Source organism: Comamonas testosteroni (genome assembly GCF_030505195.1).
Taxonomy (GTDB): domain Bacteria; phylum Pseudomonadota; class Gammaproteobacteria; order Burkholderiales; family Burkholderiaceae_C; genus Comamonas; species Comamonas testosteroni_G.
The window spans coordinates 407,659-420,701 of sequence record NZ_CP129672.1; the positions used below are offsets into that span (position 1 = coordinate 407,659).

At 59.9% G+C, this 13,043-nt stretch carries 12 protein-coding genes and 2 riboswitches; of the genes, 5 read left to right on the top strand and 7 right to left on the bottom strand.

All coding sequences use genetic code 11. The features are described from left to right. Nucleotides 1-106: 106 nt before the first annotated feature. The 4 genes from QYQ99_RS01765 to QYQ99_RS01780 form a co-directional block, all read right to left on the bottom strand. Nucleotides 107-1,741: a SpoVR family protein gene (locus tag QYQ99_RS01765; RefSeq protein WP_302091154.1), complete on the bottom strand. Its 1,635-nt coding sequence runs from the start codon at nucleotides 1,739-1,741 to the stop codon at nucleotides 107-109. Then, the gene (locus QYQ99_RS01770) at nucleotides 1,738-3,006 is read right to left on the bottom strand and encodes a YeaH/YhbH family protein (RefSeq protein ID WP_302091155.1); all 1,269 of its coding nucleotides are present in this window, start codon (nucleotides 3,004-3,006) and stop codon (nucleotides 1,738-1,740) included. The genes QYQ99_RS01765 and QYQ99_RS01770 overlap by 4 nt, the downstream gene beginning before the upstream one ends. Before the next feature lie 74 nt (nucleotides 3,007-3,080). Continuing rightward, nucleotides 3,081-5,003, bottom strand: coding sequence for a PrkA family serine protein kinase (locus QYQ99_RS01775; RefSeq protein WP_302091156.1), 1,923 nt, complete (start codon nucleotides 5,001-5,003; stop codon nucleotides 3,081-3,083). 464 nt (nucleotides 5,004-5,467) lie between these two features. Then, entirely contained in the window at nucleotides 5,468-6,367 is a 900-nt protein-coding gene (locus tag QYQ99_RS01780) for an EamA family transporter (RefSeq protein WP_302091157.1), read from the bottom strand. Between the two features lie 88 nt (nucleotides 6,368-6,455). Here QYQ99_RS01780 and QYQ99_RS01785 point away from each other — a divergent pair, with 88 nt between their 5' ends. Both QYQ99_RS01785 and QYQ99_RS01790 read left to right on the top strand, forming a co-directional pair. Further along, a complete protein-coding gene (locus QYQ99_RS01785; RefSeq protein ID WP_302091158.1) occupies nucleotides 6,456-6,932 on the top strand; it encodes an Lrp/AsnC family transcriptional regulator in 477 nt (158 codons plus the stop codon). A 156-nt stretch (nucleotides 6,933-7,088) separates the two neighbouring features. Continuing rightward, nucleotides 7,089-7,397 carry a hypothetical protein gene (locus tag QYQ99_RS01790; protein ID WP_302091159.1) on the top strand — a complete coding sequence of 103 codons (309 nt, stop codon included), beginning with the start codon at nucleotides 7,089-7,091 and terminating at the stop codon, nucleotides 7,395-7,397. A 48-nt stretch (nucleotides 7,398-7,445) separates the two neighbouring features. Here the strand turns inward: QYQ99_RS01790 and QYQ99_RS01795 are convergent, their stop codons facing one another. Next, on the bottom strand, nucleotides 7,446-8,096 hold the full coding sequence (locus QYQ99_RS01795; RefSeq protein ID WP_302091160.1) for a LysE/ArgO family amino acid transporter: 651 nt from the start codon (nucleotides 8,094-8,096) through the stop codon (nucleotides 7,446-7,448). Between the two features lie 91 nt (nucleotides 8,097-8,187). Here QYQ99_RS01795 and QYQ99_RS01800 point away from each other — a divergent pair, with 91 nt between their 5' ends. Beyond that, nucleotides 8,188-9,108: an HTH-type transcriptional regulator ArgP gene (locus QYQ99_RS01800; RefSeq protein WP_302091161.1), complete on the top strand. Its 921-nt coding sequence runs from the start codon at nucleotides 8,188-8,190 to the stop codon at nucleotides 9,106-9,108. Nucleotide 9,109: 1 nt separating this feature from the next. Here the strand turns inward: QYQ99_RS01800 and QYQ99_RS01805 are convergent, their stop codons facing one another. Both QYQ99_RS01805 and QYQ99_RS01810 read right to left on the bottom strand, forming a co-directional pair. Next, nucleotides 9,110-9,439, bottom strand: a complete 330-nt coding sequence (locus QYQ99_RS01805) for a hypothetical protein (RefSeq protein ID WP_302091162.1) — start codon at nucleotides 9,437-9,439, stop codon at nucleotides 9,110-9,112. A gap of 14 nt (nucleotides 9,440-9,453) precedes the next feature. After that, on the bottom strand, nucleotides 9,454-9,948 hold the full coding sequence (locus QYQ99_RS01810) for a DUF2721 domain-containing protein (RefSeq protein ID WP_302091163.1): 495 nt from the start codon (nucleotides 9,946-9,948) through the stop codon (nucleotides 9,454-9,456). Nucleotides 9,949-10,275: 327 nt separating this feature from the next. Further along, a riboswitch (cobalamin riboswitch) is annotated at nucleotides 10,276-10,519 on the top strand. 270 nt (nucleotides 10,520-10,789) lie between these two features. On the opposite strand from QYQ99_RS01810, the gene QYQ99_RS01815 reads away from it, so the two are divergent. Together QYQ99_RS01815 and QYQ99_RS01820 are read left to right on the top strand one after the other, a co-directional pair. Then, nucleotides 10,790-11,854: a FecCD family ABC transporter permease gene (locus tag QYQ99_RS01815; RefSeq protein WP_367882848.1), complete on the top strand. Its 1,065-nt coding sequence runs from the start codon at nucleotides 10,790-10,792 to the stop codon at nucleotides 11,852-11,854. After that, nucleotides 11,818-12,648: an ABC transporter ATP-binding protein gene (locus tag QYQ99_RS01820; RefSeq protein ID WP_437439058.1), complete on the top strand. Its 831-nt coding sequence runs from the start codon at nucleotides 11,818-11,820 to the stop codon at nucleotides 12,646-12,648. Before QYQ99_RS01815 ends, QYQ99_RS01820 begins: the two co-directional genes overlap by 37 nt. A gap of 49 nt (nucleotides 12,649-12,697) precedes the next feature. After that, a riboswitch (cobalamin riboswitch) is annotated at nucleotides 12,698-12,956 on the top strand. Nucleotides 12,957-13,043 lie beyond the last annotated feature (87 nt).

Here is a 13,043-nt window from a genome sequence, read left to right on the forward strand (position 1 = left end):
ACCTGACCCAGAAAAAAGCGCTGCTTCTGCAGCGCTTTTTCTTTTTATTTGATAGCTTTTAGCGCTTTACAGGCAATGGTTTAACGCAATTTTCACTGGAGATTTTTCAATGTGAGGGTGCAGGCACCGAGTGCAGCAAAACCGGTGTCTCGCCATCGCCGTTGACGCTTTCCAGATGCACGCCAAATCCCCACAGGCGAGCCACATGCTTGAGAACCTCCTGTGCATCGTCTGCCAGCGGCCTACCCTTGTACTGGGTATGCCGCAGAGTAAGACTGCGGTCGCCGCGCAGATTCACGCTCCAGGCCTGAATATTGGGCTCGCGCGTCCCAAGATCATATTGCTGAGACAGCAACTGGCGCAGCGTGCGGTAGCCATCTTCGTCATGAATGGCGCTGACCAGAACATCACGTTCGTCAGGGTCATCGTGCAAAGAGAACAAACGCATGTCGCGCATCAGGTGCGGGCTCAGAAACTGGCCGACAAAGCTCTCGTCCTTGTAATTGCGCATGGCATGGTGCAGCGCCGGCAGCCAGGGCGTACCTGCCATGTCGGGAAACCAGCGGCGATCTTCCTCGGTCGGCTTTTCGCAGATCCGCCGAATATCGCGGTACATGGCAAAGCCCAGCGCATAAGGATTGATGCCGCTGAAGGCCCGGTGACCAGCGGGAGGCTGGTAGATCACATTGGTATGCGATGACAGCCACTCCAGCATCACGCCATCGGTCAGCCAGCCCTCGTCATACAGCGTGTTGAGCAATGTGTAATGCCAGAAGGTGGCCCAGCCCTCATTCATCACCTGAGTCTGGCGCTGCGGATAGAAATACTGCGCGATCTTGCGCACGATGCGCACGATCTCTCGTTGCCAGGGTTCGAGCAACGGAGCGTTCTTCTCGATGAAATAGAGGATGTTCTCTTCGGGCTCTCGGGGAAAGCGCTCGCTGCCTTGCGTCGTACTGTCCTTGTCTTTGTCCCTTCGTGCTGGAAGGGTGCGCCACAGCACATTGACCTGTTGCTGCACATAGGTTTCACGCGCCTCTCTCTCGGCGCGCTCGCGCGACAGACTTTTATGCGAGGGACGGCAATAGCGGTCCACACCAAAGTTCGACAACGCATGGCAGGAGTCCAGCAACTGCTCCACGGTGTCGAAGCCATAGCGTTCTTCGCATTGCGCCACATAGTCGCGCGCATAGACGAGATAGTCGATGATGCTGCCCGCGTCAGACCACATGCGAAACAGATAGTTGTTCTTGAAAAAGCTGTTGTGCCCATAGGCCGCGTGAGCAATCACCAGGGCCTGCATGGCCGTGCTGTTCTCCTCCATCAGATAGCTGATGCAAGGGTTGGCATTGATGACGATCTCATAGGCCAGTCCCATGTGACCTCGTCGGTAGCGGCGCTCCGTGGCCAGAAACTCCTTGCCATAGCTCCAGTGCCGGTAATTGACCGGCATGCCCACGCTGGAATAGGCATCCATCATCTGCTCAGCAGTGATGATCTCCAGCTGATTCGGATAGGTATCCAGGCCGTAGCGTTCAGCCGTGGCCGCAATCGCCGCGTGATACTGTTCGATCAGTTCGAAAGTCCAGTCGCTGGGATCGGGCAAAGGAGACGCCGGTCGCTGGGACGCCATCAAAGGTGCCTGCGGCACATCGCGAAAGCGCGGCTCCCCCTGGACATGCGAATTTCCGGCCTTTCTGCTGGCGCTGAGATCCAGCACGGGATAGAGATTGAGGTTCATATCGATACCCCATCCTTCTTGAAGAGATCGCGGAACACCGGATAGATCTCGTTGGCTGCCGATACCTTGCGCATGGCGAAATGGGGGAACAGCGGCAGCAGGCGGCTGTACTCTTCCCAGAGACTCTGCTCCTCGAGCACCACTTGCAGGTAAGCGTAATAGCGCACCAGTGGCAATATCCTTTCGGCCAGAAGGCTGTGGCATTTGCCGCCGTCGTCGCTGAAGTTGTCGCCATCGCTGGCCTGGGCGACATAGATATTCCAGTCGTTGACCGGGTAGCGGGCCCTGATGATCTGTTCGAGCAGGACCAGCGCGCTGCTGACTACCGTGCCGCCGCTTTCCGTGGAGTGAAAGAACTCGTCTTCGCTGACCTCTGCGGCCTGGGTGTGGTGGCGGATGAAAACAATCTCGATCTTGTCGTAATGCCTTGTGAGAAACAGATACAGCAGGATGAAAAAGCGCTTGGCCAGCTCCTTGCGCTCCTGATCCATGGAACCGGACACGTCCATCACGCAGAACATCACGGCCTGGCTGCTGGGCACAGGCACCTTGCTGCGATTGCGAAAGCGCAGATCCAGTTGCTCCAGGAACGGCACTGCGCCGATACGCTCACGCAAGGTATCGATACGGCGTTGCAACTCTGCTATGGACTCACTGGTGCCGTCATCCTGCGCCAGCAGAGTTTCAAGCTGTTCTTCCAGTACCTTGAGCTCACGGTGCGGAGCTTTGGTCAGTGCAATGCGCCGCCCCAGGGCGCCGCGCATGGTACGCACCAGCGCCAGATTGCTGGGCGTGCCGTCATGGCTGTAGCCGGCGCGCCTTGTCTTGTATTGCAAGGTATTGCCGATGTGATTGCGCAGCAGGCGCGGCAGGGCCAGATCTTCAAAGAAAAGCTCCATGAACTCTTCCTTGGTCAAGGTGAAAGTGAAGTCATCCTGCCCCTCGCCGCTATCGCTGGCCTGTGACCCCGAACCGCCGCCGCCACCAGGCGGCCGGGCAATGCGATCACCACGCACATGCTCACGATTGCCGGGCAGCACCATATCGCGGATACCACCCTGACCATGCCTGAAGACCGGCTCCTGAATGTCTTTTTTCGGAATGGTGATGCTTTCCGCCTGATCGATGTGGCGGATGTCGCGCGCAGACACGGCTTTGCGCACCGCCTCCGCGATCTGCTCTTTGAAACGCCGCACAAACCGCTCGCGGTTGCCCACCGATTTATTCTTGCCTGCGAGCCTGCGGTCGATGATATGCAGTGCCATCTGTGCTCCCATCTCCAGGGACTGTTCTCAATCATCGCGCCGGTGGCCGCCCAGGACGACCACCGGTCCGTCGGTCAGCTGCTCTTGCGCACGCGCAGATACCACTCGCAAAGCAGACGCACCTGCTTGGGCGTATAGCCCTTGGCTTCCATGCGAGTGACGAAGTCCTCGTGCTTGCGCGCATCTTCGGCACTGGCCTTGGCGTTGAAGCTGATGACCGGCAGCAACTCCTCGGTGTTGGAGAACATCTTCTTCTCGATCACCACGCGCAGCTTCTCGTAACTGGTCCAGCTAGGGTTCTTGCCCTGGTTGTTGGCCCTGGCCCGCAGCACAAAGTTGACGATCTCGTTGCGGAAGTCCTTGGGGTTCGCAATGCCGGCCGGCTTTTCAACCTTCTCCAACTCGGCATTGAGCGCATTGCGATCAAACACCTCGCCGGTATCGGTGTCGCGGTATTCGCTGTCCTGAATCCAGTAATCAGCGTAGGTGACGTATCGGTCAAAGATGTTCTGGCCGTACTCGCTGTAGCTCTCCAGATAGGCAGTCTGGATTTCCTTGCCGATGAACTCGGCATAACGCTGGGACAGATATTCCTTGATGAAACCTATGTACTTGGTCTCCAGCTCGGCGGGAAATTGCTCGCGCTCGATCTGCCGCTCCAGCACATACATCAGGTGCACGGGGTTGGCCGCCACTTCGGTGCTGTCGTAATTGAAGACCTTGGCCAGTATTTTGAAGGCAAAGCGGGTGGAGATGCCCTCCATGCCCTCGTCCACGCCCGCGTAGTCACGGTATTCCTGATAGCTCTTGGCACGCGGATCAGTGTCCTTGAGGCTTTCGCCGTCATAGACCTGCATCTTGCTGAAGATGCTGGAGTTCTCTGGCTCCTTGAGGCGCGTGAGCACGGAGAACTGCGCCATCATCTTGAGCGTGCCAGGCGCGCAGATGGCATTGGCCAGCGAAGACTCCCGGATCAGCTTCTCGTAGATGCGGACTTCCTCGCTCACGCGCAGGCAGTAAGGCACCTTGACAATGTTGATACGATCGAGAAACGCCTCGTTGTTGCGGTTGTTGCGGAAGGCCTTCCATTCGCTTTCATTGCTGTGTGCCAGCACCACGCCGTCAAACGGAATCGCGCCAAAGCCTTCCGTACCCTTGTAATTGCCTTCCTGCGTAGCCGTCAGCAAGGGGTGCAGCACCTTGATCGGAGCCTTGAACATTTCCACGAACTCCAGCAGGCCCTGATTGGCCAGGCACAGGCCACCGGAGTAGCTGTAAGCGTCGGTGTCGTCTTGCGAAAAGTTTTCCAGCTTGCGAATATCAACCTTGCCCACCAGGCTGGAAATATCCTGGTTGTTCTCATCGCCGGGCTCGGTCTTGGCAATGCCTATCTGCTTGAGAATGCTGGGGTAGCGTTTGACCACTCGGAACTGGCGAATGTCTCCGCCGAACTCCTCCAGCCGCTTCACGGCCCAGGGCGAGAGTACATGCTGCAGACTGCGACGCGGAATGCCGAACTCATCTTCCAGCACCGGACCGTCTTCCACAGGGTCGAACAAACCTAGTGGCGACTCGTTCACCGGCGATCCCTTGAGCGCGTAGAACGGGGCCTTTTGCATCAGGTATTTGAGACGCTCTGCAATCGAGCTTTTACCGCCGCCAACAGGTCCCAGCAAATAGAGAATCTGTTTGCGCTCCTCCAGACCCTGGGCCGCATGGCGAAAGAAGCTCACCACCTGCTCGATGGCATCTTCCATGCCGTAGAACTCAGAAAACGCGGGGTAGCGGCGGATGACCTTGTTGGCAAACAGGCGCGACAGCACAGGATCGTTGCGGGTATCCACCATTTCGGGTTCACCGATGACGGACAGCATGCGCTGCGAGGCTCCGGCGTAGGCCATGGGATCACGCTGGCAAAGGCTAAGGTACTCGTCCAGCGACATTTCTTCTTCACGCAGACGAACGTAGCGTGCTGCAGAATTGCTGATGACATCCATATGACCTCCCGTGGCGGCACCAGGGCTCGAATCAGTGCCGCTAAGTTGCAAGGCATTCGTTACCGTGTGCGTCCGTTGTAGCACCTCGCTCCTAATTTGAATAGACCGAGATTCCTACAAATACGCAGTAGCCACGACAGCCAAAACCGCAAACCGGATAGCGCAAAAATCGGTCAAAAAATATGACTCGAAATGAGCATAGAAGTCTGTCCTCATAGAAGCAATAAAGTCCCCTATCTATCTGCCATCATTCAAGATTTCGTCGACTCGGAAAACGGATCGGAGCGTCGCTTTACAGGCAGTCTGGTTGACCACAAAAAACGCTGAACAAACAGCGTTTCGAACTATTGCAGCTACAGAAAACAGAGCTTGCTGCTTAAATTTCAAGGGTTATTCACTAGAAATATTTCAGCAAAGCATTGATAAGTAAGCGCTAGCAGCATCTGTTTTCATAGCATGGGTATTCATCCGGAAGTGGCTGCCGAAGCATCCGCCGCAGGCGATTTGGTACCTGGGCGCGTCACGGCACTGCCCATGGCCGCAGCCATGATGCAGGCAATGGCGGTCCACTGCGTGGCCGTCAGGTTCTCGCTGAGCAGCAACATGCCCATCAGTGCTGCAATGGCCGGCTCGGTCGCCAGCGCGATGCCGAAGGTGGCAGGCGGCAGACGGCGCAGAGCCAGCATTTCCAGTGAGTAAGGCAAGGCACTGGAGATGGCCGCCACCATCAGCCCGAACAGCAGAATCGATGGCGTCAGCAACTTGACTCCAGCCTCGGCCACACCAAACGGCACCACCACCAACGCCGCGCACAGCAAGCCCAGAGAGACGGCCTGACCGCTGGGGATATGGCCCAGCCTGCGCCCCAACACGATGTAGGAGGCCCAGCAGATGGCGGCTCCGAGCGCGCAGGCAATACCCACCGGTGACAGGTTAAGGCCCGAAGCACTGCCGCCCAGCGGAAGAATCAAGGCCAGGCCGACAACCGCCAGCGCCAGCCAGATAAAGTCCAGCGCGCGGCGTGAGTAGTAGATGGCCACGGCCAGTGGTCCTGAAAACTCGATGGCCACGGCCAGGCCAAACGGAATATCGCGCAGCGCCATGTAGAACATCAGATTCATACTGCCTAGTGCCATACCGAAAACCAGCAGAGCCAGTGCCTGCTGACGGTTGAGCGACCAGCGCCAGGGCCGCCAGACGCACACCAGAATCAACGCGGCAAAGCCCACTCGCAGTGCCGATGTACCCTGGGCACCAATCAAAGGAAACAGTTGCTTGGCCAGCGAAGTCCCCAGCCCGAGTGCAGTGACCGAGCCCAATACGGCCAACACGGGCCACCAATGATTCCAGCTGTTTTTTGACATAGGTGGGTACGATATTGCATGCCATCCGCGAAATTTGCTCGTTTTCAGCCCTGAATCTGCAAGTTTCGCTCTCAACACATTCAAAACCATGCCTGCTGCCGACCTGGACTCCTTTGACCACGCGATTCTTGCCCTGCTCCAGCGTGACAACCTCATGCCGCAGCGTCTGATTGCGGAACACATCAGCCTCTCGGCCCCAGCCGTGCAGCGGCGCATCAAACGATTGCAGGAAACCGGGGTGATTGCCTCCAATGTGGCCGTGCTGGAGCCCATCAAAGTGGGCCGCACGCTGACGGCGGTCATCACCGTGCAACTGGTCAACGACAGACCGGATCTGTCGCGCGGCTTCAGAGCACGGATAGCCGACGAAGCGGCTGTGCAGCAGTGCTTCTATGTGACGGGAGAAACCGACTACATCCTGGTCGTCACAGCAACCGACATGAATGATTACCAGGCCATCTGCAGACGCCTGTTTGAAGGTGACGAGAACATTCGCCGCTACAGCACCTCGATCGCGTTGGAGCGCATCAAGACGGGTCTGCAACTGCCGCTGTCAGTGCCATAAGGCAGTCCGGCTGTACGGCTGGAGCTGATCCCGCACGAGGGCAGCCATCTGCCATGGAGACTGGCACTGGCGCCACCGGAAACAAAATGCAACAATTACGTCATAAACCGACTCAGATTCTGCACACAAACAAGAGTCCACTCTTGAGGAAACACGATGAACACTTCTTCCGCTACCTCGCCCGATATGGCCACGCTGGTTGCCGATCGCACTCTGGACAAATATGCCAAGGACTACTTCCCCCGACGAGAGCAGGTGACGATTGCCTTTCGTGGCGATATTGCCGAGAGGCACAACTACGACAAGATCCGCCCGCTCTCCGAAGCCCAGCGTCACGGCAAGCATATTGTGGTGATCGAGGGCCAGAGCCAGAAGACCGGAGCCACAGGCCACTACCGCATTGAATGCAATAGCTGGAACCTCATCGAAGCCGTAGGCCTGTGGGAACAAGCCGCAGAGGCTTGAAACCCAATGCGGGAGTGTGCAATGAATGGCGCTGACGCGACTTGAGACTCAAATTTCCATTCCCAAAGCGCTGTTCGCCACCCACCATGCCAGACACAGCATCATCACACCGGTGATGCCGTCCATGACGCGCCAGGCTCCGGGGTTGGCAAACAAGTGCTTGAGACGGTGCCCCGCCATCGCCAGCAGCACAAACCAGAGGCAGCTGGCCGAAACCGCTCCCATCACGTAGGACCAGCGGCCGGCACCCTCCTGCTGGGCGCCAATCGAGCCCATCAGCAACACCGTATCCAGGTACACATGGGGATTGAGCAAAGTGATGGCTGCCAGCGCGGCCAGCACGCTCATCATTTTGCGTGGTGCCGCCCTACGCTCGCCGGCTTCCATGGCCGCATCCGGGGCCAGCCACATGCGTCGCAAGGCAAAAAGGCCATAGGCCAGCAAGAATGCGGCTCCGCCCAGCGTCAGATACTGGGCCAAAGCCGGATAGCTGGCCAGCATCTGCGCCATGCCGGCCACCCCCAGCGCCACCAGCAGCCCGTCGCTGAGCACACACAGAGCCACGCAGGCCTTCACATGTTCGCCCTGCACTGCCTGACGCAGCACATACAGGTTCTGGGCACCTATGGAAACGATGAGCGAAGCGCACACTGTAAAGCCTGCAATCCAGGCGGAATAAAAATTAGTTGTCATGTCCATGAGCCGCTGACTCCTCCAAACCGGCCCGGATTCTTGCCCTGCACAGGGATTAAGTAAAATTACATTTACTCAACTCAATGAAGAATTTCTAATGCTTGACTACGCAGGGCTGGAAGCGCTTGCAGCCGTATTGCGCGAGGGAAGCTTCGAGCGCGCGGCGCGCAAACTGCATGTCACCCCCTCCGCCATCTCCCAGCGCATCAAGCTGCTCGAGGAACGTGTGGGGCAGGTGCTGGTGCTACGCGGCACGCCTTGCACCGGCACGGACGCTGGTCGACGCCTGTGCCTGCATGTGGAGCAGGTTGCGCTGCTGGAAAACGATCTGCGCCGCAAGAACCCCGAGCTGGTCCCCGAAGGGCAGAGCGCCTTGTCCACGCTGAAGCTGGCAGTCAATGCCGACTCCCTGTCGACCTGGTTCATGGATGCCATGGCGGCCTTCACGCAGGACGGCAACGAGTTGCTGGACATCAGCATTGACGACCAGGACCACACGGCCAAACGCATCAAGGAAGGCGAAGTCATGGCCGCCGTCACGGCCACGGGTTCGGCAATTGCAGGCTGCAACACATGGCCGCTGGGCCGCATGCGCTATATCGCCGTGGCCAGCCCGGAGTTTGTGCAGCGTCACCTGGCCCAAGCCGAGTCAGACCGGGAGCTGGCCCAGATGCTGGCCAAAGCGCCCATGATGTACTACGGCCGCAAGGACAGCCTGCAGGACCAATGGCTGCACGGCCTGGGGCTGGACGGACGGCGTAACAATGCACGTCACTTTCTGCCCTCCAACCAGGGCTACACCCGTGCGGTGGAACTGGGCATGGGCTGGGGCATGCACCCGGCCCAGCTGATAACCCCACAGCTGGACAGCGGCGATCTGATGGAACTGCTTCCGGGCAGAGATCTCCACATCCCCATGTACTGGGCCCACACCCGCAATGCCCAGACCAGCCTGCAGCGACTGACCGACTGCATCATTCATGCCGCAACTGCCTGGCTGGAGCCCATGCAGGACTAGCTCAGTCTGCAGCGGGCTTTTTCAGGCCGTAATAGAACACCCATGCGGCTGCCAGGTACAGCAAGGGATAAAGCGCCAGATAAGGGGCCAGGTGCAGATAGGCCGACCACCGGTCGGCCGCGAAAAAGCTCGCATACACCAAGGCCGCAAGCAATGCCCCGCTACCTGCCAGCAGGCCGGCATAGGCCAGCAAGGTGGCCATGCACAAGCCCGCCCTGCCACGACCGACCAGCTGCAACCGGCCCGAACACAGCTGCGCGGGAATCTGATAGAGGCGAGCGAGTGCCATCAGGAAGACGATGGGCACCAGGATCAGAGGCAGGACAAACATGTCTCGCAGCGCAATCAGGGGCGATGCTCGGATTCCATATGGCGCACGGCCGCCCTGGCCTGGGTGAGCATATGAAAATCCAGAATGCGTGTCGCCATGATGGTCTCCCAGAGGAAGCAGCACAGCGCCAGCACAAAGGCCAGCACCCCCAGCAGGAAGCTGAAAACGGCATAGCCGTGGCCGCTGACGCCGTAGGCCTGGCCCACGAACAGCAGCACGATGGTCAGCCCTATGCACATGCCGCACAGCGTCAGCAGCGCGATGGAGACGTTTGCCAGCCGCCCGCGCTCGCGCAGAAAATGCAGCTCCTTGAGATGGCGGGCGATCAGATCGTGATCATCCAGGGTGCGCAGGCTTTCCTCCAGCTTGCGAGCGCGGTCAATGATGCGGGCCAGCCGCCCCGCTACGGAGCCAATCATGCCGGCCACGGCAGTCAGAAAAAAAACCGGCGCAACAGCGAGCTGAATGCTGTGGGTGACGGTCTGTGCGTCGATGGACCAGATGCTCATAGTGACCTCAAAATCAAGGGCTGTCTCAGCCTCTATTTTTATGCACAAATGTCAGCTCAGTTTTGACTGCGGCCACTCAAAAAACAGCCGACGCCGAGTTTTCAGGCCGCTACGGCCTGTTTGAGCATCGGATATCGATAGCAGACAGTGTCGACACAGGGCATGAACTTCGCGCCTTGCAGCACCGGCACCGCGCCGAACGCGACGGCCGCCCCGTCTTTGCGCCTCGCCGCCTCAAAGGAATCGCCCAGATCACCGAAACGATGTCTGGATGCGCTGCTATATAATTTTTCGCTGAAACAAGTCTCGGCACTGCGGTGCCGCAGGCTTTTTCTCCATGCGACAGGTGCCCGGTGCTTCATTGGGTTAAACGGGAACAAGGTTCAAAACCTTGGCTGCCCCCGCAACGGTAAGCAGATCAAACCACTTCATGGCTTTTGCGCTTGCAGGAGTCCGTCACTGGTGTTCTACGTGGCCTCTTCGACGAGGCGCGCGACAACGCCGGGAAGGCGAAGTGACATGCCTTGCGCAATCTGCCAGCCCGGATACCGGCCTGTTGAGCGCTGACCGCCCGGGCCCAGCTCCGGCGGTCGGCATGTGCAACGAGCGTCTGCGGGGAGCAGCGTGACGGCAACAGGCTGCGAGGCTCGCCCTCCGCCCGATCTCGTCACCAGCATGCAGACCGTCTGCCTTGGCTGATGACAATGAGACACCTTGCACAGGCTTGCGCCTTGCGCCTTGGGCCTGCTGGCACCAGATCTTTTGCCGATTCCGACGGCACCCTGCCCCGCCCCGCCTGGAGCCACACCCGGCTGCAGCCATGACCCAGCCGTTAACACAGATGTTCGTCCAGCAACGCCATCAGCTGAAGCTATGGCTGGCCATGTTGACGGCAGTGCTGCTGCTCTCTCTGACTCTGGCCATCACCTTGGGGCCGGTCAGGATCGCTCCTGGGCAAGCCTGGCAGATCACGGCTTATGAGCTGGGTCAGCGCCTGGGTCTGGACTGGCCTTCCGGCAATTGGAGCAGCGCCCAATACCAGATTGTCTGGCGCGTGCGCCTGCCGCGCGTATTGCTGGCTGCCCTGACCGGCGCAGGCCTTGCGCTGGTGGGCGTGGCCATGCAGGCCATGGTGCGCAATCCGCTGGCCGACCCCTATCTGCTGGGCGTTTCATCCGGTGCGTCGGTCGGGGCCGTGAGCGTGCTGGCCTTCGGCGCACTGGCATTTGCCGGCGAGCTGGCCTTGCCGCTGGGAGCTTTCAGCGGTGCGCTGCTGGCCTGTGCGGCCGTGTACTTACTGGCTCATGCCAATGGACGACTGCAGGCATCGCGGCTCATTCTGGGCGGCGTGGCCATTGCCTACTGCCTGGGCGGCGTCACCAGTCTGATTGTGCTGACGGCCGATCAGCGCGAGCTGGCCAATTCCGTGCTCACCTGGACCCTGGGCAGCCTGGCCGGAACCCGCTGGCAGGAGCTGGGCCTGCCGGCCGCCCTGCTGGCGGCGGGCGTGGCCCTGCTGCTGGCACAGGCCCGCTCGCTCAATGCGCTGCTGGCAGGCGAAGAGACCGCCGCCACGCTGGGGGTGGACACCACTCGCACCAGGCGCTGGCTATTCGTTCTGGTCTCGATGGTGACGGGCGTGCTGGTGGCGCTGACGGGTCCGATCGGCTTTGTCGGCCTCATCGTGCCCCATGTCGCCCGCATGCTGGTCGGCTCCGAGCACCGGCGCGTGCTGCCTGTGGCCGCGCTCACAGGCGCCATTTTTCTGATCTGGGTCGATGTGTTCTCGCGCATCAGCTTTGCCCCCGCCGAAGTACCTGTGGGTGTCATCACCTCGCTGCTGGGCGGCCCCTTCTTTGTCTGGATGCTATGCCGCAAGAGCGTGCGGGAAAAGGGCAATCCGTGAGTTCCGCACCCAGCTCTTCCTGCCTGCTGGAAGCCAGCCGCCTGCATTGGCAGACGGCGGCCACGGCCATAGTCAAGGACATCAGCCTGCATATCCGGCATGGCGAACTGGTCGGCTTGCTCGGCCCCAATGGCAGCGGCAAGTCCACGCTGCTGCGCATGATCTACCGCATGCTCAGGCCTGCCAGCGGCGCGGTCTGCATAGACGGACACGACGTCTGGCTGCGCAGCGCCCGGGACAATGCCCGCGCCATGGCGGTGCTGACCCAGGAGAACGCCAGCGAGTTCGATCTGCGCGTCTGCGATGTGGTGCTCATGGGCCGCACGCCGCACCAAAGCTCTTTCGCCCGGGACAGCGAGCAGGACTTCCGCATCGTCGCCCAGTCCCTGGCTCAGGTCCGGGCCCAGTCGCTGGCACAGCGCATGTTCTCAACCCTGTCAGGGGGCGAGAAGCAGCGCGTGCTCATGGCCAGGGCACTGGCCCAGCAGACCAGGCTGCTGGTGCTGGACGAGCCCACCAACCATCTGGACGTACGCCACCAGTTCGAGCTGATGAACCTGATCCGCAGCCTGGGCCTGACCACGCTGGCCGCGCTGCACGAGCTGCCACTGGCTGCCCACTACTGCGACCGCCTGTACCTGCTCAAGGCAGGAGAGCTGGTGGCACAGGGCACACCGGCCCAGGTGCTGACCGCGCAGACCATTGCCGAAGTCTACGGCGTGCGTGCCCAGGTACGCCTGAGCGAGCGCAGCGGCAGACCGCTGATCGAGTTCATGCCGGACGAGTTGCTCTAAATCCCTCTGCGATTCGCCCGGGGACTGATAAACTCTCGCGGCGCCTTGATGGCGCTTCGTTTCGGAAGGTGCTCGCTTGACTGCGAGTGAAACGGGAACAAGGTCTGATCGCAAGCTCAGGAAGCCTTGGCTGCCCCCGCAACGGTAAGCAGGTCAACACACTCATGCGAGCGCATCAGCGCTTGCAGCCACTGGACATGATCCGGCCCCTCGCATCGCGACGGTCCGCATCCTTCGGGAAGGCGAGTCGTGAATTCAGCAATGAATTGCCTGTGAGCCCGGAGACCGGCCCGCCGATGACTCAACTCCGCCCCTCGGGGCGGTATTTACGAAAACTGTCTGCGGGGTGCGGATAGCGGCCAGAAAGTGGATTGCGTCATGCCTGGGAAAGGCGG